Consider the following 17,448-nt stretch of genomic DNA (forward strand, 5'->3'; position numbering starts at 1 on the left):
GAAGTACCTAGTCGGCGGGGGTACTTCTAACGTATCTCCTGACAGAGCTCTACCAGTACCCCGTTGGTACCTTTGGGGTGCAGAAAACACACCAGTTTGTTGTCAGCGCCCCGTTTGGGAATGTCGTTGAGCAGGGTAAACCCCTCCGCTTTCAGACGCTCCATTTCGGCTTCGATGTCCGCTACTTCAAAGGCGATGTGGTGGATACCCTCTCCTTTCTTTTCAATAAACTTTGCAATGGCACTATCGGGCCGGGTGGCTTCCAGCAGCTCTATCTTCGTCTGATTAATCTTAAAAAAAGAAGTAGTTACCCCTTCGGCTTCTACGGCCTCATGCTTATAGGGCGCCGCGTTAAAGAGTTTGGTAAAAAGGTCATCCGAAGTCGCCAGACTCCTGACTGCAATCCCTATATGTTCAACGTTGGTCAGCATGGGTTGCTTAAAGTAGGTAAAGTAAAAGGTACGGGTAAGCCAGGCCGGTAAGTACTACTTAGAGCCGGGCGCTGCGGACAGGTACTACTTCCGGTTGTCCTGGTTCCCCAGCATACTCAGGTAGCTTTCAAAGCGGCTGATAGAAATATGGCCACTCTCGACGGCATCTTTAACCGCGCAGCCGGGTTCATTAACGTGCAGGCAGTTGTGAAAACGGCATTCGTTCAGCAGTTCCCGCATCTCGGGAAAATAGTGACTAATTTCGCTTTGTTCCATTTCCGCCAATCCCAGTTCTTTGATGCCGGGCGAATCAATCAGGAAAGTACCCGGCCCCAGCTCAAACATCTCGGCAAAGGTAGTAGTATGAACGCCTTTATTGGCAAAGGACGAGACGTTCTGCGTACGCAGGTCCAGCCCGGGCGCTATGGCGTTAACCAGGGAAGATTTACCTACCCCCGAGTGCCCCGACAGCAGGGATATTTTTCCGTGCAGTAGCTGGCTGAACTCTTCCAGACCCTCGGCTTCCGTAGCGGTAGTAGTAAGGCAGCGGTAGCCCAGGCTTTCGTAAAGATCTATCAGTTCCTGTTGAAATTCTTTGGCTTCGTTATTAAGTAAGTCCTGCTTGTTAAAAATAAGTACGCCCGGTATCCGGAACGACTCGGCCGTCACCAGAAAGCGGTCTACAAAGCCCAGGGAAGTACGCGGAAATACCAGCGTTGCTATCAATATAGCCTGGTCAACGTTAGCGGCCAGCAGGTGAGCGTGGGCCGTTTTGTGGACCGACTGGCGGATAATGTAGTTGTCGCGCGGCAGAATATCCAGAATAATGCCGGTGTTCTCCACCTCATCTTCCACATCGTACTGTACCCGGTCTCCTACGGCAATGGGGTTGGTAACCTTCAGGTCTTTTATCTTGAACTTCCCCTTCAGGCGACACTGCCAGATATGACCGTTTGCCTTATCCCGAACGTCGTACCACGAGCCCGTGGAACGCATGACTAATCCTTCTTTCAAATCTAAAACCAGTAATGTAAAGTCTTCTTTATATCAACTATAACGCTACGAATATAGAGAAGTTTATTGCAATAGCATTTCTGCGGCTGCCAGGCGCACTGGCTTTACTACTTTTCACTCCTCTTCCGGTACTTTATAACCGCACTGCTTAAATTAAAATTATTAAGAACAGACAGGTACTTTATAAATAGTTTTAACTAATTTAGAATCAGAAGGGACAATATGCCCCCAAATAACCTATTCTATTTTCTTTGTTACTATATTTATCGAAAATGGAAAACTTGTGTAATCCATACCCAAACACGCTAGCCGCCAATTCGTATGAGTTCTATTTCTGAGGAGCCTAGTTCAGTTATTGATATACGTAAAAACCGCCTTAGAAGCAACCTCCTCCTCGAGTTGTTCCAATCAGGTGATACCTCCATAAATAAAATGGCCCGGCTCTTCCACGCCAGTATTCCCTCGGCCACGGCCATCGTGAACGAGCTGATGCGGGAAGGATGGATGATAGAAACCGGAACGGGTCCGGCCCGGGCCGGACGGCCCCCGGTACTTTACGGCCTCAACCCCCAGAAGTACCTGACGCTGATCATGGACATTAACCGGCACGACACCCAGCTGGTTATTTTTGACCTGAGAAACCAACTCATTGTACGGCGGCAGATCGACCTAAAACTCGACGATACGGCTACCTTCCTGGACCGCCTCCTGGCCGAAGCCGATAATTTTCTGGAATACCACGACATCCGCCGTGACCGGCTGTGGGGAATCGGTATTTCAATGCCGGGCCTCATCAATGCGCAGTATGGTATTAACCAAACCTATCTGAGCCTGACCAGTCCCGGCGAACCTCTCACTACCCGCATCGGCGAGCATTTTCAGCGTCCTATTTGCCTTATTAACGATACCCGCGCCACCACCATCGGGGAGTACCGCTTCGGGCTGGCCAAAGACAAATCACACGTACTGACCATCAACAGTGACTGGGGCATTGGGCTGGGTATCCTGCTCAACGGAGAAGTATTCAATGGCGCGTCGGGATACGCCGGTGAGCTGGGGCACATACAGGTACGGCCGGATGGCCTGCTCTGCCACTGTGGAAAAATCGGCTGCCTGGATACCGTGGTATCAGCGCTGGCGCTTATCCGTCAGGCGCAGGAAGGTATACAGGCCGGCCGCGCCACCATACTGCCGCAGATGGTACAGGGCAACATCGACAGCCTGGATACCAACCACGTTATTGAGGCGGCCCACGCCGGCGATGAATTTTCAATAGACTTGCTGAGTGATGTAGGTACTGAACTGGGCAAGGGTCTGGCTACGGCGGTCCACCTGTTCAATCCCGAGATAATCATTGTCAGTGGGGTGCTGGCCGGGGCCGGTCCGTTCATCTCTAACCCAATCGAGCAGGCTATAAATAAGTACTGCCTGGCCGACTTTAAGAATAACCTTTCGCTGCGTATATCCCAACTGGGTACCAGGGCCCGGCTGCTGGGGACCCAGGCGCACCTGTTTGAGCATCTGATAGCCCGGGAGTTTGTATAAACGACGGCGCAGGTACTAAGGCGTGTACCGCTCCACTACGCCCAGTACCTGTTGGGTAGCTCCGGTACGGGTCAGTACATACTGGCGGCAGCTTTCCCCCTTCTGCTCGCGCAGGGTACTATCCTGAAGCAGCGGAAGTACCTGCTGGCTGAGCTGCGCAGTATCCTGCACGGGCTGCGCCCCTCCCAACTCAACCAGGTCTACGGCTTCCTGAAACTTCTGGTACTTTTTATTACCGAAAAATACCGGCAGGCCAAAGGTAGCCGCTTCGAGTATATTATGGAGTCCGGTACCGAACGCCCCTCCCACGTAGGCCAGGTACCCGTAGCGGTACAACGACGACAGCATTCCTATATTATCAATAAACAGGCACTGGAATGAATCGGTACTTACTGATTCACCGGACGCATAGGCCGAGTAGCGCAGAGACGGTTGGGTCAGTTGCTGCCGCCACCGCTCTATTTCTTCCCCGTGGATTTCGTGGGGCGCTATGATAACTTTAAGAGGTACCGTTACGGTATTCAGAAACGGAATAAGTACCTGCATATCGGCTTCCCAGGCCGAGCCCACAACCATACAGAGGGAGCCATTCACAAAAGCGGCTATCTCGGGCAGCTCCCGCGTGGATGCGGCAATTTGTTTGACCCGGTCAAAGCGGGTGTCACCAGCCAGCGTTACTGAATGAATACCTATTCGATGCAAAAGCGCCTGTGATTCCCCATTTTGTACCAATATGTGGTCAAAGTACCTCAATATATTTCGGTAAAATCCTCCGTAGGGGCGAAAAAAGAGCTGTTTAGGGCGAAAAATAGTCGAAAAAGAGAGGATAACCGCCTTTTGCCGCCGGAGCTCACCCAAGTAATTGTACCAGAATTCGTATTTGATAAAAAAAGCAAAGCGAGGTTGTACGATTTCTACAAATCGGCGGGCATTTTGGGGGGTATCAAGGGGCAAATAGCAGATATAATCGGCAAGGGCATAATTTTTTCGCACTTCGTAGCCGGAAGGAGAGAAAAAAGTAAGCAGGATAAAGTAGTGGGGATAGCGCTCCCGAAAGGCTTCTATCACCGGCCTGCCCTGTTCAAACTCACCCAGTGAAGCCGCGTGAAACCAGGCAACCGGACGCTGCCGGGTCCGGGTGGGAAGTTCATCCGCTATCCGTGGCAACAGTCCTTTCCTTCCCTCTACCCATAACCTGGCTTTAGGGTGAAACCAGGCAGCTACATGCATGACAAACAGATATAACCTGATGGATAACTGATAAATAAAAGCAGCCAAATGATGTAAACTTTGGAGATGAAAGTACAAAGCTACGCAGATTTCCTGTTTCAAAACCAAAACCTATAAACAAACAAAGCAATGAATAACCGCCCACAAGATCAAGAAAATGACAATGGTGAAGAGGCCAGAAATAAGCTTGATACCATGAGTGAAGTACTGGAAGAGCTTAAAGAGAGAGGCTATAGGTACGACTTCAATCTGACCGCTCATGCCATTGAGTTTTTTGAAGATGGCAAGCCTATGACCCTTTCACCGGATGAATTTGAGATTATAGAGGTACGTCGGTTTGAGGGACCATCAAGTCCGTCAGACAATGCTATATTATATGTTATTGAATCGAATTCCGGACTTAAAGGTACTCTGGTCGACGCCTATGGCGTTTATGCCGATACCCTGTCGCATGAAATGATCAAGAAACTGGATACTCGCTACATTACGGCCCGGTACAAGCCGGACTAATGAAACTTTATGAGTACCAATGCGGGTTTTATACAGGAGCACCCGCTCCTGTATAAATAGGTACCCGAAACAAAGGAATTGATTTATGAATAACTGGACCCCGCTTGAAAACGAAGCCCAGCTGGCCGCAATCGAACAGGAATCACACGAATATCCGGTATTGATTTTTAAGCACAGCACCCGCTGTTCCATTAGCGCCACCACCTGGGCCCGGCTGGAACGCAACTGGAAAAAAGAAGAAGTAGGCGACCTGCAACCCTACTATCTGGACCTGATAAGTTTTCGTTCCCTGTCTAACCGGCTTGCCCAGGCCTATGCCGTCGAGCACGAGTCTCCGCAGGTACTGCTGATCAGCCGGGGAGAATGCGTATATAATGCCTCTCACTTCGACATTAGTTTTGATACTATCAGGCAGCAGGTAAACGCTATTGAGGCGTAGACGCCCTATATCTTATCAAAAAGAGAGAGCCGGATGACCTGTCATCCGGCTCTCCTTCTTTATACTTTCTCCGATACATTCCACGCGAACGTAATAGCCTGCGTAATATCCGGATGCAGACTCAACGCGACCGGGCAGGTGTGGGCAGCCCGCTCAAGCCGGGCCCGCTCCTCAGCGGTCAGCTCGCGGTCGGTGAGCATACCTAGCTTTACCTCTATCCGTACAATCCGCCGGGGAGCATCAGCTGACATCCCCTTGGTTATCTCCATGTCTGAGCCTTTCAGGTCTATGCCATCGCGGCGGGCCGCAATACCCATAATGGTTATCATACAGCTTCCCAGGGAAGCGGCCACCAGGTCGGTTGGGGAGAAAGCTTCGCCCCGGCCCTGGTTGTCAGTTGGGGCGTCGGTAATAATGGCGGTCCCGGACTGCACATGAGTAGCTTCGGTACGCAGCTCCCCTAAGTATTCGGTTTTGATTGTAGGCATTTCGGTTCTTTTTTCGTTATAAGAACATAAATTTACAAAAAACAGTTAATGAGGTACCCTACCCGTAAAGTTTAAGATTAATTTTCCTAAATTCACTTATAGAAAAAGGAAAACTGAAACCCGATTTATGACTAGCAACTTATACGTATGAATCCCTTGAAATATATGGTGGCGGGTACTTTTGCCCTGCTACTGATGACAGACTCCTGGGCGCAGCGGCGTACCGATCCCGAAGCCGAAGCAGAAATGTACAATTCTGTTTCGTCGGTAGGTGTAACGACCAATACCAACTCGGGTATTCTGGGTGGATTTGTGTATCGTCATTCCAAGGCCCTGCCCACTTTGCTGATGGGCAAGCACCAGTTCAGGTACCTGGCGCTGGAACTGGTTAACGTTAAGCACCCCAAAGAGCTGCCTTCCCAAAACTTCATTACGGGCTCCCGCTTTACCTATGGCAAACAAAACTACCTGTTTGTTATCCGTCCCGAGTACGGCCGGGAGGTCATGTTTTTCAACCGCCATTCCGACGAAGGTATTTCTATCAGTGGTATTGTAGCGGCGGGTCCTTCTATCGGCCTCGAAAAACCCTACATTATTCAGTTTCAGAGCAGGCCCGGTGTTATTGTATCGGAGCCCTACGATCCGGCCCGGCATGCCCAAACTGAACTTATCGTTGGGTCGGGCAGCTTTTTTCAGGGATTTGATAAAACCAGTCTGGTACCCGGCCTGCACCTGAAAACCGCCCTCAGCTTTGAGTTGAGTGCTTTTCGGGATAATATGACCGGCCTGGAGATAGGATTTCTGGCCGAGGCTTTTTCGCGTAAGATTATTATTATGCCGTTTGCCCAAAACCGCAGTTTCTTTACTTCGGGTTACGTGACGCTCTACTTTGGCAACAAGAAACAGTAACTATCACTACCTTTGCTACCTGGTTTGGGATAATTAAAAATGTATGACGCTGGCGTAGCCCGATTACCGTTGGCTATGGCCCTACTACTTAGTGACTGCACTTATGATTGAATTACCTGTAATACCCTCTGAACGCAAGAAACGTCCCGACTGGCTGCGCGTAAAGCTACCTTCCGGACCTGACTTCCTGCGGGTGCGGCAGCTTGTGGATACCTACAAGCTACATACGATCTGTGAAAGCGGAAGCTGTCCCAATATGGGCGAATGCTGGGGTGCCGGTACCGCTACCTTCATGATTCTGGGCAATGTGTGTACCCGTAGCTGTAGCTTCTGTGCCGTGGCCACGGGCCGCCCCAACGAGTACGATGTGGACGAACCCCGCCGCGTAGCCGAAGCCATTAAGCTCATGGGCGTAAAGCACGCGGTACTTACTTCGGTAAATCGGGATGAACTGAAAGACCGGGGCGCGGAGATATGGTACCAGACCGTCAGGATGGTAAAAGAAATGAGCCCCACTACCACCATCGAAACGCTTATACCCGACGTAAAAGGGAATTGGGACGCCCTGACCCGCATGATAGAAGCCGGACAGGAAGTAGTTTCGCACAATATGGAAACCGTGGAAAGGTTGTACCGGGGCGTGCGCCCACAGGCTAAGTACGCCCGCAGCCTCGAGCAAATCCGCCGGACCAAGGACTTTGGTCAGCGTACCAAGTCGGGGATAATGCTGGGCCTGGGCGAAACGCGCGAAGAAGTGTTTAAAGCCATGGACGACCTGGTGGCGCACGGGCTGGACATCCTGACCCTGGGGCAGTACCTGCAGCCTACCAAAATGCACCATGAAGTAATTGAATGGATTACGCCGGAGCTATTTGACCGGTACCGGGAAGAAGGCTTGCAACGCGGCCTTAAGTACGTAGAGTCAGGGCCGCTGGTGCGATCCAGCTACCATGCCGAGCGCCACGTAAACGTGCCGGTTTAGGTCCGAAAGCCCGTTAATTAAAACATCCGCAGAATTTTAAAGGTTGTAATAACAAGGGCCTTGTCTATCCATGGCAAGGCCTTTTTCTTTATATTCATCACAAACTACTACTCCTCCCTGGGGAAGGGGGCTTCATGAAACGATATGACTACATAATAGCAGGGAGCGGACTGGCCGGTTTGAGCCTGGCTTACTATATCAATCAATCTATTTTACGGAATAAATCTATCCTGATTATTGATAAAGAAGCTAAAACTAAAAACGACCGTACCTGGTGCTTCTGGGAAAAAGGCGACAACCATGCCTTCGACCCGATCGTCTTCCGGAGCTGGAAACAAGTGTACTTTTACGGGGCCAAAGGCTTTGCCAAAGCTCTGGATCTGGGCGACTATTCCTACAAGTGGATTCGGGGTATTGACTTCTACAATTTTGTCCTGACCGACCTGCGTACCAATCCCAATATTACTTTTCTGACGGCTACTATTGAACGAATCCGGGACACGGCCAACGGCGGCTTTGTCATTACTGACGAAGGACAGTTCATGGCCGACTACGTATTTGACAGCGTCACTCCGCTCAAACTCGACAATCCCCAGCGCCACAATATGCTCCAGCACTTTAAGGGATGGGAAATAACTACCCCCCAGGCAGCTTTTGATCCTTCCTGCCCCACTATGATGGACTACCGCGTGGAGCAAAACGGAGTGGGTGTACGCTTTGGCTATGTGCTGCCCATTGATACCCACCGGGCGCTGGTCGAGTATACACTGTTTTCGGATAAGCTACTGCAGCCCGCCGAGTACGACGCCGAACTTCATACCTACATCCGCGACTACCTGAAGATTGAGGATTTTTCCATTGAAGACGAAGAGTTTGGGGTAATACCCATGACCGACGAACCCGCGGATGACAAGAACCTTAAGTACGTAATCCGGATTGGTACTACGGGCGGTTACGTCAAGGCTTCTACCGGCTATGCCTTTAGCCGTACCCAACGCTCCACCCAACTCCTGGTAGGTCAGCTCCTGACGGCGGGGGTTCCGCTACGGCAGAAAAAAACCATTCGTCAATTTTTTAAAGGGCTCATGGACAGTACTTTTCTCAATGTACTCCTTTACGGCCGCCACCCCGGCAAAAATGTATTCACCCGGCTTTACAAACGAAATCCTACCCCCCGGTTGCTGGCGTTTCTGGACGAAGATACCCGCCTGGTGGACGATCTTCGTATAATGTCTACTGTTCCGTTGGTGGCTTTTACCCGCGGAATGATCCATGCGCTTGTAAAGCGGATCTAAATCAGAATAATCCAGCTTAATTACCCTATAACTCTTGGTTATATTCCTGAAAAAATTCAATTTTGCACACGTGCATCCAGAAGCTTCGGCGGAAGCGCCGCCCGACGGTACGCCGCCCGACGGTACGCCGCCTGACGGAGCGCCAACCGAGCCACTGCTTAAGTCAGAGCGTCACGGTGGTCATGAACGATGCGGGCCTCTGCCAGCCATTCGCAAAGGTCAAACTACGTTCACTTCTGCTCTGCTCCGGTTGCCGTTAGTACTCAAATCAGTATCTGTTTAATTACATCACTACAATAATCTATACTTTATGCCTTACCTATTTACGTCGGAGTCGGTCTCGGAAGGACACCCGGACAAAGTAGCCGACCAGATTTCGGATGCGCTCATTGATAACTTCCTGGCCTGGGACACCAACAGTAAAGTAGCCTGCGAAACCCTCGTTACTACCGGACAGGTGGTACTGGCCGGCGAAGTAAAAACCAACACCTACCTGGATGTACAGAAGATTGCCCGGGAGGTAATTCGTAAAATTGGCTACACCAAAAGCGAGTACATGTTTGAGGCTAACTCGTGCGGGGTACTTTCGGCTATTCACGACCAGAGCGCTGATATTAACCAGGGTGTAGATCGTAAGGTGGAGAACGAAGACTTTGAAGCGAAAGCCAACGCTCAGGGAGCGGGTGACCAGGGCATGATGTTCGGCTACGCTACCCGCGAAACCGAAAACTACATGCCGCTGGCGCTGGACCTGGCTCATAATATTCTGAGAGAGCTTTCGGATATTCGTAACAACGAGCCGGAACTTATGTCCTACCTGCGTCCCGACTCCAAGTCACAGGTAACGATTGAGTACAGCGACAACCACGTTCCGCAACGCATTGATACCATTGTGGTCTCTACTCAGCACGACGACTTCGACAGCGAAGAGGACATGCTCGCAAAAATCAAGGAAGATGTGATCAACATTGTTATTCCGCGGATTAAGGAGCGCCTGACCCCCGAGCTGCAGAAATTATTCACCGGTGACATTACCTACTATATTAATCCTACCGGTAAGTTTGTGATTGGTGGTCCTCACGGCGACACTGGTCTGACCGGTCGTAAGATTATCGTGGATACCTACGGGGGCAAAGGAGCCCACGGGGGTGGTGCCTTCTCAGGTAAAGATCCTTCCAAAGTAGACCGCTCCGCCGCCTACGCCACCCGCCACGTTGCCAAAAATATGGTGGCCGCCGGCCTTTGCGACGAAGTACTGGTGCAGGTATCGTACGCCATTGGAGTTGCCAAGCCCTGCGGTTTGTTCGTGGATACAAAAGGTACCGCCAAGGTATCCCTGACCGACGGAGAAATTGCCCAGAAAATTGGGGAGATCTTCGATATGCGCCCTTACGCCATCGAGCAGCGCCTGAAGCTCCGTAACCCTATCTACTCCGAAACTGCCGCCTATGGCCACATGGGCCGCCGGAATGAAGTAGTAACAAAAAGCTTCAAAGCCGCCGACGGTTCAGAAAAAAAGGTAGAGGTTGAGTTGTTCACCTGGGAAAAACTCGACTTTGTAGATCAGATCAAGGAAACTTTTGGCGTATAATCCATTTGCTTAAAAAGAATTACAACGAAGGCCGCTCAACTTTGAGTGGCCTTCGTTGTTAAGTACCTATATGTGCTTTTAAATTCCGTAGTTTTTCGTTTTTAACTTTTCATTTTTCACTTCTTCCCCATGCAGCGACGACATTTTATTCAGACTACCGCCCTCAGCCTGGGCGCTACCCTGCTTACCGGTAAAGAACTCCTGGCGGGTATCCTGGCCGAAGACCCCTACAAAATGAAAGACCTGCGTGGCGGCGTGGGCATTTTTACTGAGCGCGGAGGTACTATTGCTTACCTGATCAACAAGCAGGGAATGGTCGTGGTAGACTCGCAGTTTCCAGAGCAGTCGCAACACCTGATTGCCGCCCTGAAAGAGCGGTCCGACAAGCCCGTTAAGTACCTGCTCAATACCCATCACCACGGCGACCACTCCGGGGGTAATATTGCTTTTAAAGGAGTAGCGGAGCACGTTGTAGCGCACCAGAATTCCCTCAAGAATCAGAAAGACACGGCTCAGAAGCAAAATTCGGTAGAGAAGCAGCTTTTCCCGGATCTCACCTTTACCGACAGCTGGAAGCAGAAGGTAGGCGGCGAGAGCATCCGGATGCACTACTTTGGACCCGGCCATACCAACGGCGATAGTATTATTCATTTTGAAAATGCCAACGTCGCCCACATGGGCGACCTGCTGTTCAATGGTCGCTATCCTTTTGTGGACATGACCGCCGGCGCCAGTGTGGTGAGTTGGGTAAAAGTACTGGATAAAACCTTATTAACTTTTGACAACAAGACTCTCTTTGTCTTTGGTCACGCCTTTGATCCCGAAAAAGTAACCGGCAGTAAGGAGGAGATAAAACTGTTCAAAGACTACCTTGAAAAGCTGATAACCTTTGTAAATAGTGAGATAAAAGCGGGCAAGTCCAAGGAAGAGGTACTGAAAGCAACCAGTGTACCAGGTGTAACCTACATGCAGGGACAAGGTATTGAACGCAGCATAGGTGCCGCTTATGACGAGCTATCTGCCTGATAAACCTCACTCCATGCGGCACCCACACCCGTCCCTTCTCCTAAAAGGAAAAAGTACCCCTCTCCTTTGAGGAGAGGGGCGGAGGGGTGAGGTTTATATCAACTCCACTTCTTCGGTTTGTGTCTCTTGCGACAGTCTCTCTATCTCCCGCATCCGGTCGAAGTTCTTGTGGCGCGACAGGAAGGTGTACATGGCCGGAATTACGTAAAGCGTTAGTACCAGCGAAAAAGCCAGCCCGCCCATAATTACAATTCCCATGGACATGCGGCTCTTACCCGCCGATCCCAGCGCCAGCGCAATGGGCATAGCGCCCAGTATAGTAGCCAGGCTGGTCATCAGAATAGGCCGGAAGCGCAGGGTAGCGGCTTCCAGCGCGGCTTCTTTAACATTTCTGCCCTGCTCCCGCAGTTGGTTGGCAAACTCCACGATCAGGATACCGTTTTTGGTCACCAGCCCGATGAGCATGATCATCCCGATCTGGCTGAAAATATTCAGGGTCTGGTTGAAGTACCAGAGCGCAAATACCGCCCCCCCGATCGCCAGCGGCACCGTAATCATGATAATGAAAGGATCAACAAAACTTTCAAACTGGGCAGCCAGAATAAAATAAATCAGGATTAGAGCCAGGAAGAAAGAGAACAGCGTATTGGATGAACTTTCATCATAGTCACGGGAGGCTCCGCTGAGGGAGGTATGGATAGTTTCGTCGTTGAGTTTATCCCGCACCTTGTCCATGGCCTCGATGCCGTCTCCAATGGTTTTGCCGGGAGCCAGCGAAGCCTGCACCGTAGCGCTCATGTAGCGGTTGTAATGGAACAACTGGGGCGGGCTGCTTTCCTCTTCTGTTTTGACAATGTTGTCCAACTGCACCAGGGTACCCTGGCTATTTTTTACAAACATACTTTTCAGGTCCAGTGGCTCGTCGCGGTTGGCCCGGTCATACTGGCCTACCACCTGGTACTGTCGTCCGTTCATGGTGAAGTACCCAAACCGCTGCCCCGCAAAAGCCAGTTGCATGGTTTGGGCAACATCCGCCACCGACACCCCAACCGACTTGGCCTTTTCGCGGTCAATCAGGATCTGTAGCTCGGGCTTGCTGAATTTGAGGTTTACGTCGGTTACCGCAAAGGTAGGGTCGCTGCCTACTTCCTCCATGAACCGGGGCAGGTACTCGCGCAGTTTTTCAAAATCCGGTGCCTGTATAACGTACTGAACGGGTAGTCCCCCGCGCGAATCCACGGCGATAGTCTGCTGCTGCACCACAAACGCCTTGGCGTCGGGTAGCTGCTTGAGGCGCTTGGTGATCCAGTCGGCAATCTCCTGCTGCGACATATTCCTTTCCTTTCGGTCTAAGAGGGCTATGCGGCCGTTGCCCGTATTGGAGGCGCCCAAGCCAAAGCCATTGGGTGACGTCACGAGCATAATCCCTTTCTTACCGGGCATGGAGTCCATCAGCATCTGACTTACGCTCTGCACGTAGTTGTCCATGAATTCGTAGGAAGAGCCCTCCGGGGTAGTCATCTGTAGCCGGAACCAGTTACGGTCGTCGAGGGGGGCCAGTTCTGACTGTAGTCCTTTGCCAAAAAACCAGATCATACCCAGCGTCAGCGCAATGAGCGGAAGGGCCACCCAGCGCACCCGCAGAAAGCTGGCCAGGGCGTTGCCGTAGTTGGTGGTAAGACGTTCGAAGAACGGCTCTGTCTTTTCATAAAACCAGCTGCGCTTTTGCGATTTACGGTTGAGGTAGGCGTTCAGCATGGGCGTCAGGGTCAGCGATACAAAGGCCGAAATAAGTACTGCCGCCGAAATAACGATACCAAATTCCCGGAAAAGCTTACCCACGAAACCCTGCATAAATATCACCGGTAAAAACACCGAAGCCAGTGTAATGGAAGTGGAGAGTACCGCGAATATAATCTCATTGGAACCTTTGATAGCCGCCTCAATCGGACTCATGCCCTGCTCTATCTTCTTGAATATATTCTCCGTAACTACGATACCGTCGTCTACTACCAGTCCGGTAGCCAGTACTATGGCCAGCAGGGTGAGTACATTAATGGAGAAACCCATCAGGTACATGATAAAGAAGGTACCTACCAACGACACCGGTATATCAATAAGGGGCCGGAAAGCCACCAGCCAGTCGCGGAAAAACAGGTAGATAATAAGTACCACCAGTACGATGGCAATCAGCAGCGTTTCGCCCACCTCTTCAATGGAGCGTTTGACAAAAATGGTATTATCAATGAGCGTATCCAGTTCGTAATCGGCGGGCAGCTCTTTCTTAATATCAATCAGCCGTTTGTTTACTTCCTCAGAAATTTCGAGGTAGTTAGAGCCGGGCATCGGCGTTATGGCCAGGCCGATCATGGGTACGTTGTTAAGCCGCAGAATAGTTTCTTCTACTTCGGGGCCCAGTTCCGCATGGCCGATGTCTTTGAGGTGGATAGTCTGGGTAGCGGTATTCCTGACGATCATTTCATTGAAGTCCTCCTCCGTCCGGAAACGACCGATGGTCTTTACCGTCAGCTCCGTATTGTCACCGGCTATTTTCCCGCTCGGCAGCTCTACATTTTCCCGGTCCAGCGCTCTTTTTACATCCTGCGTGGTGATACCCAGAGCGGCCATTTTGCTGGGGTCCATCCATACCCGCATGGCGTACTTCTTTTGCCCGAATATGCGAATATCACTGACACCATTAATGGTCTGGAGGCGCTGGGCTATTACGTTTTCGGCGTAGTCGCTTACTTCCAGGTGGGAGCGGGTCTGGCTTTGAAACGTCAGTACAACGATCGGTTCCGAGTTAGCGTCGGCTTTGCTCACTATAGGAGGCCCGTCAATATCCAGGGGTAGCGAACGCGCAGCCGAACCTACCTTGTCGCGTACGTCGTTGGCGGCCCGCTCCATGTTGGCCCCAATGTCAAACTCGACGGTAATCTGGCTGACGCCCTGACTGCTGGTAGAACTGATGGTCTTGATACCTTCAATACTATTCAGTTGCTTCTCGAGGGGTTCGGTTATCTGCGACTCAATTATATCCGCATTGGCCCCGGTATAACTGGTCCGAACCGACACAACGGGTGGGTCAATGGAAGGAAACTCCCGCATACCCAGGTACTTAAAGCCCAAAAAGCCGAACAGGATGATGAGCAGGTTCATCACAATGGCCAGCACCGGGCGCTTTATGGAGATCGTAGAGATACTCATAACAGGTAGTAGTTAAAGATCGGCCGGATTAGACGCGGGTTATAACATTTTCACTTTCACGGGTGAGTTGGCCTTCAGGGCCATAATTCCCGACACAATCAGCGAGTCGCCCGGCTGCAGGCCGTCTGTAATCTGAATCCGCTGGTCGGTGCGCAGCCCTGTAGTGACCATGGCTTCCTGCGCTTTTCCATTCTTTACCACAAATACCTTTTTACCTTTCAGGACGGGAACGATGGCCTCCGTAGGAATCATAATGGCGTTATTATTACCTTCCAGACTGGCCTGTACCTTCACGAACATACCGGGTACGTACCGGTTGCCGGGGTTCTGGGACACCGCCCTTACCCGCAAGGTTCGGAGTTCGGCGTCCACCTTGGGGTCCACGGCTACTACCCGGGCCGAATAGTTGGCGTTATCTCCGTCCAGATTCAACCTGACCTGACTACCTAAGCGTACATACCGGGTATATTTTTCGGGAATATTGAAATCAATCTTTACCGGATTGGTCTGTACCAGCGTAACTACCGAGGTACCCGGCGACAGAAAAGCACCTTCGCTGATGTTCTTCAAGCCAATGGTACCGCTGAAGGGCGCACGTATTTCGGTTTTTTCCAGCTGCGCCAGTATCACCTCCTTATCGGCTCCAATGGTCCGTATGTTATTGGCCGTAATTTCGTACTCTTCGCGGCTGATGGCTTCTATATCCAGTAGTTTCTTCTGCCGCGCCTCAATGCGTTTAGCCAGTTCTTCGTTGTACTCCACTTTTGCCAGCTGCGCTCTCAAATCCTTATCGTTGATCTTGGCGATTAGCTGTCCTTTCTGTACGAAGCTGCCTTCCCGGATATTAAGGTTAATTAACCTGCCCGATATTTCAGCCTTCAGATCTACCTCTTCGTTAGGTACTATCGTACCCGAGGCAAAGAGGGTATTTTCCACCGTCTCCAGCTTCGTCAGATACACATTGACCGGTACGGCCGCCCCGGCCTTATTTCCCCCCCCCTCTTTACCAGTCGCCACTGCTCCCCCACCTGCTGCTTTTTCAGTATTAGGTTTGGCAAAAAAGAATACTTTCCCCAGTGTCAGCAGGGCAATGACTCCACCTACCAATATAATTGTACGCATACCAGCTTAATCTTAAAGTACTATATCAATGATTATTCAGCAATTGTTACTTAAATCCAACTTTTTAACCTGAAACTTTTATTAGGAAATAATCAGAATTCTCAGAATAAAGTTTATGTAAACCTAAAAAAAACAAACAGAAATTCTAGAATTCGGGGCTATAATAATTTATTCGCGCCTGGTACCTCTCCTCTCTGATGAACTCAACTCATGAAATATTTCCATTTACACTTTTTTGGGTTCATTACTAAAACAGACCTTCCCTTTCTGTATGTATAGAAGACAAAAAGGTGGAGCATCTATCTATACTACTACTATTTTCATGTCTAACCTGAAAGAAAAAGCAGGAACCGGAAACCTGACCCCTAGACATACAATAAGGGACGGCAGGTAATCCGGCCGTCCCTTACTTAGCTTGTAATTCTCAAAACTTAAAAGTGTTTGAAAATCAGGCTGAACTCTTCGAAGGATAATAGCGTCCAAGGGATTTGAACAATATAATACACCACGTAGTGGGTCGGGATAAGTACGCAACTGAGCATCACGAGCATCATGATCTGCTTCTTGTTGTGTGCATAGTACTTGCTGAAAAGTATAGCCGCAATAATGACCAGCGGGAAAGCATAAGCCAGACTACGGGAAATATCATACACACTATAAGCGACAAGGGCGTGTAAAAACATACCCAATAAAAACATATTGGATAAAAACCGGTTTCGCTGCTCCCGGAGTACCAGTATAGCCAGCGCGAATACTATCCAAAGGCCTTCAAATGTAAACAGGAGGCCTATTAGCCGGTGTTTGATTTGAAAAGGCATCAGGGAGAGACTTACTCCTACATTCTCTCCGGCGGGGGTATTTAATCCGTAAAAATAGCCCAAACTCCACCGGCCCAGAACGTAGGTTATTCCCACCAGCAGCACAATAGCTGAGGTATGGAAAAGGGGCCGCTGTGGCAAAAGCTCTTTAAAAGAACTTAGTTCAAAATCGCGCTCGCGCAGGCAGTGAAACAGGTATATACCCCCCAATGCAATAACAGCACGCTCGTCGGTCCAGCAGGCTAGCAGCAGGGAGGTGAACACCAGCCACCGGGGCCGAAAGAACATACCACCCAGCAGGAAGAAATACGCATAGCCATCAAACCAGCAGTGGTAATCCCAGAAAAACGCCTTTGCTATATACGTAGACGCACAGGCGCCCACCAGTAGTACCGTACTTACGGAGTCCATATAGCGGTTCAGTAAACGGATGAGCATCAGCAAAAAAGGGAACAGCAACAGGGATTGCAGCAGAAACACCAGCACCAGGTCTTTGCCGGTAGCTGTAAAGCCAATATTCATCAGTTTAGCCAGCAGGGGTACCGTGAGCCGGAAAGCTATTTTGGCCCCATGGGTTATTTCCTGCACACCCGTTACCGGTGACAGGGGTGAAGCAACCTTATCAAAAAAGTAGGAAAAGGTAGTACGGGGAGCGGGGTCAATGAGAATATCCAGGTAGTTGGGGTAGGTTGTCAGCAACACAAACCCGAATAAAACCAGGGACAGCTTCAGTTGCCAGAAGCGGGTCTGAGTAAAGTGTTCGATGTAGTCGTAGAAGCGGCTGACTTGCGACGAAGGCCTGGATACATACAGAGACATAGTGCATTACTTTTTAAGCAAA

The 17,448-nt window shown here is 50.4% G+C and carries 16 protein-coding genes; 9 read left to right on the forward strand and 7 right to left on the reverse strand.

What is annotated here, in order from left to right; all coding sequences use genetic code 11:
* Positions 1-26 precede the first annotated feature (26 nt).
* The gene (mce, locus tag VGN67_RS09210) at positions 27-431 is read right to left on the reverse strand and encodes a methylmalonyl-CoA epimerase (protein ID WP_327486516.1); all 405 of its coding nucleotides are present in this window, start codon (positions 429-431) and stop codon (positions 27-29) included.
* 84 nt (positions 432-515) lie between these two features.
* A complete protein-coding gene (gene rsgA / locus VGN67_RS09215; protein WP_414717303.1) occupies positions 516-1,427 on the reverse strand; it encodes a ribosome small subunit-dependent GTPase A in 912 nt (303 codons plus the stop codon).
* Between the two features lie 339 nt (positions 1,428-1,766).
* On the opposite strand from rsgA, the gene VGN67_RS09220 reads away from it, so the two are divergent.
* Complete coding sequence (locus VGN67_RS09220; protein WP_327486518.1) at positions 1,767-2,990, forward strand: ROK family protein; 1,224 nt, start codon at positions 1,767-1,769, stop codon at positions 2,988-2,990.
* Positions 2,991-3,005: 15 nt separating this feature from the next.
* Here the strand turns inward: VGN67_RS09220 and VGN67_RS09225 are convergent, their stop codons facing one another.
* Positions 3,006-4,220: a 3-deoxy-D-manno-octulosonic acid transferase gene (locus VGN67_RS09225; protein WP_327486519.1), complete on the reverse strand. Its 1,215-nt coding sequence runs from the start codon at positions 4,218-4,220 to the stop codon at positions 3,006-3,008.
* Between the two features lie 129 nt (positions 4,221-4,349).
* Here VGN67_RS09225 and VGN67_RS09230 point away from each other — a divergent pair, with 129 nt between their 5' ends.
* Positions 4,350-4,730, forward strand: a complete 381-nt coding sequence (locus VGN67_RS09230) for a hypothetical protein (protein WP_327486520.1) — start codon at positions 4,350-4,352, stop codon at positions 4,728-4,730.
* A gap of 85 nt (positions 4,731-4,815) precedes the next feature.
* A complete protein-coding gene (gene ytxJ, locus VGN67_RS09235) occupies positions 4,816-5,169 on the forward strand; it encodes a bacillithiol system redox-active protein YtxJ (protein WP_327486521.1) in 354 nt (117 codons plus the stop codon).
* Positions 5,170-5,228: 59 nt separating this feature from the next.
* Here ytxJ and VGN67_RS09240 read toward each other — a convergent pair whose 3' ends face one another.
* Positions 5,229-5,657: an OsmC family protein gene (locus tag VGN67_RS09240; RefSeq protein ID WP_327486522.1), complete on the reverse strand. Its 429-nt coding sequence runs from the start codon at positions 5,655-5,657 to the stop codon at positions 5,229-5,231.
* A gap of 147 nt (positions 5,658-5,804) precedes the next feature.
* Here VGN67_RS09240 and VGN67_RS09245 point away from each other — a divergent pair, with 147 nt between their 5' ends.
* The 6 genes from VGN67_RS09245 (at position 5,805) to VGN67_RS09270 (ending at position 11,460) form a co-directional block, all read left to right on the forward strand.
* Positions 5,805-6,566 carry a hypothetical protein gene (locus tag VGN67_RS09245; protein ID WP_327486523.1) on the forward strand — a complete coding sequence of 254 codons (762 nt, stop codon included), beginning with the start codon at positions 5,805-5,807 and terminating at the stop codon, positions 6,564-6,566.
* Positions 6,567-6,669: 103 nt separating this feature from the next.
* A complete protein-coding gene (gene lipA, locus VGN67_RS09250; RefSeq protein WP_327486524.1) occupies positions 6,670-7,548 on the forward strand; it encodes a lipoyl synthase in 879 nt (292 codons plus the stop codon).
* Positions 7,549-7,682: 134 nt separating this feature from the next.
* The gene (locus tag VGN67_RS09255; RefSeq protein WP_327486525.1) at positions 7,683-8,843 is read left to right on the forward strand and encodes a lycopene cyclase family protein; all 1,161 of its coding nucleotides are present in this window, start codon (positions 7,683-7,685) and stop codon (positions 8,841-8,843) included.
* Positions 8,844-8,913: 70 nt separating this feature from the next.
* The gene (locus VGN67_RS09260) at positions 8,914-9,126 is read left to right on the forward strand and encodes a hypothetical protein (RefSeq protein ID WP_327486526.1); all 213 of its coding nucleotides are present in this window, start codon (positions 8,914-8,916) and stop codon (positions 9,124-9,126) included.
* Positions 9,127-9,153: 27 nt separating this feature from the next.
* A complete protein-coding gene (metK, locus tag VGN67_RS09265) occupies positions 9,154-10,434 on the forward strand; it encodes a methionine adenosyltransferase (RefSeq protein ID WP_327486527.1) in 1,281 nt (426 codons plus the stop codon).
* A 129-nt stretch (positions 10,435-10,563) separates the two neighbouring features.
* Complete coding sequence (locus VGN67_RS09270; RefSeq protein ID WP_327486528.1) at positions 10,564-11,460, forward strand: MBL fold metallo-hydrolase; 897 nt, start codon at positions 10,564-10,566, stop codon at positions 11,458-11,460.
* Positions 11,461-11,553: 93 nt separating this feature from the next.
* Here the strand turns inward: VGN67_RS09270 and VGN67_RS09275 are convergent, their stop codons facing one another.
* The 3 genes from VGN67_RS09275 to VGN67_RS09285 all read right to left on the reverse strand — a co-directional run bounded on the left by VGN67_RS09275 (position 11,554) and on the right by VGN67_RS09285 (position 17,426).
* Entirely contained in the window at positions 11,554-14,667 is a 3,114-nt protein-coding gene (locus VGN67_RS09275; protein WP_327486529.1) for an efflux RND transporter permease subunit, read from the reverse strand.
* 39 nt (positions 14,668-14,706) lie between these two features.
* On the reverse strand, positions 14,707-15,789 hold the full coding sequence (locus VGN67_RS09280) for an efflux RND transporter periplasmic adaptor subunit (protein ID WP_327486530.1): 1,083 nt from the start codon (positions 15,787-15,789) through the stop codon (positions 14,707-14,709).
* A gap of 431 nt (positions 15,790-16,220) precedes the next feature.
* Positions 16,221-17,426: a hypothetical protein gene (locus VGN67_RS09285; protein WP_327486531.1), complete on the reverse strand. Its 1,206-nt coding sequence runs from the start codon at positions 17,424-17,426 to the stop codon at positions 16,221-16,223.
* Positions 17,427-17,448 lie beyond the last annotated feature (22 nt).

Source organism: Telluribacter sp. (genome assembly GCF_035998675.1).
Lineage (GTDB): Bacteria > Bacteroidota > Bacteroidia > Cytophagales > Spirosomataceae > Telluribacter.

Coding starts and splice junctions, on each gene's coding strand:
- VGN67_RS09275 (WP_327486529.1), bottom strand. CDS start 14,667: ATGAGTATCTCTACGATCTCCATAAAGCGCCCGGTGCTGGCCATTGTG.
- VGN67_RS09240 (WP_327486522.1), bottom strand. CDS start 5,657: ATGCCTACAATCAAAACCGAATACTTAGGGGAGCTGCGTACCGAAGCT.
- VGN67_RS09220 (WP_327486518.1), top strand. CDS start 1,767: ATGAGTTCTATTTCTGAGGAGCCTAGTTCAGTTATTGATATACGTAAA.
- VGN67_RS09225 (WP_327486519.1), bottom strand. CDS start 4,220: ATGCATGTAGCTGCCTGGTTTCACCCTAAAGCCAGGTTATGGGTAGAG.
- ytxJ (WP_327486521.1), top strand. CDS start 4,816: ATGAATAACTGGACCCCGCTTGAAAACGAAGCCCAGCTGGCCGCAATC.
- VGN67_RS09270 (WP_327486528.1), top strand. CDS start 10,564: ATGCAGCGACGACATTTTATTCAGACTACCGCCCTCAGCCTGGGCGCT.
- rsgA (WP_414717303.1), bottom strand. CDS start 1,427: ATGCGTTCCACGGGCTCGTGGTACGACGTTCGGGATAAGGCAAACGGT.
- VGN67_RS09230 (WP_327486520.1), top strand. CDS start 4,350: ATGAATAACCGCCCACAAGATCAAGAAAATGACAATGGTGAAGAGGCC.
- VGN67_RS09280 (WP_327486530.1), bottom strand. CDS start 15,789: ATGCGTACAATTATATTGGTAGGTGGAGTCATTGCCCTGCTGACACTG.
- metK (WP_327486527.1), top strand. CDS start 9,154: ATGCCTTACCTATTTACGTCGGAGTCGGTCTCGGAAGGACACCCGGAC.
- mce (WP_327486516.1), bottom strand. CDS start 431: ATGCTGACCAACGTTGAACATATAGGGATTGCAGTCAGGAGTCTGGCG.
- VGN67_RS09285 (WP_327486531.1), bottom strand. CDS start 17,426: ATGTCTCTGTATGTATCCAGGCCTTCGTCGCAAGTCAGCCGCTTCTAC.
- lipA (WP_327486524.1), top strand. CDS start 6,670: ATGATTGAATTACCTGTAATACCCTCTGAACGCAAGAAACGTCCCGAC.
- VGN67_RS09245 (WP_327486523.1), top strand. CDS start 5,805: ATGAATCCCTTGAAATATATGGTGGCGGGTACTTTTGCCCTGCTACTG.
- VGN67_RS09255 (WP_327486525.1), top strand. CDS start 7,683: ATGAAACGATATGACTACATAATAGCAGGGAGCGGACTGGCCGGTTTG.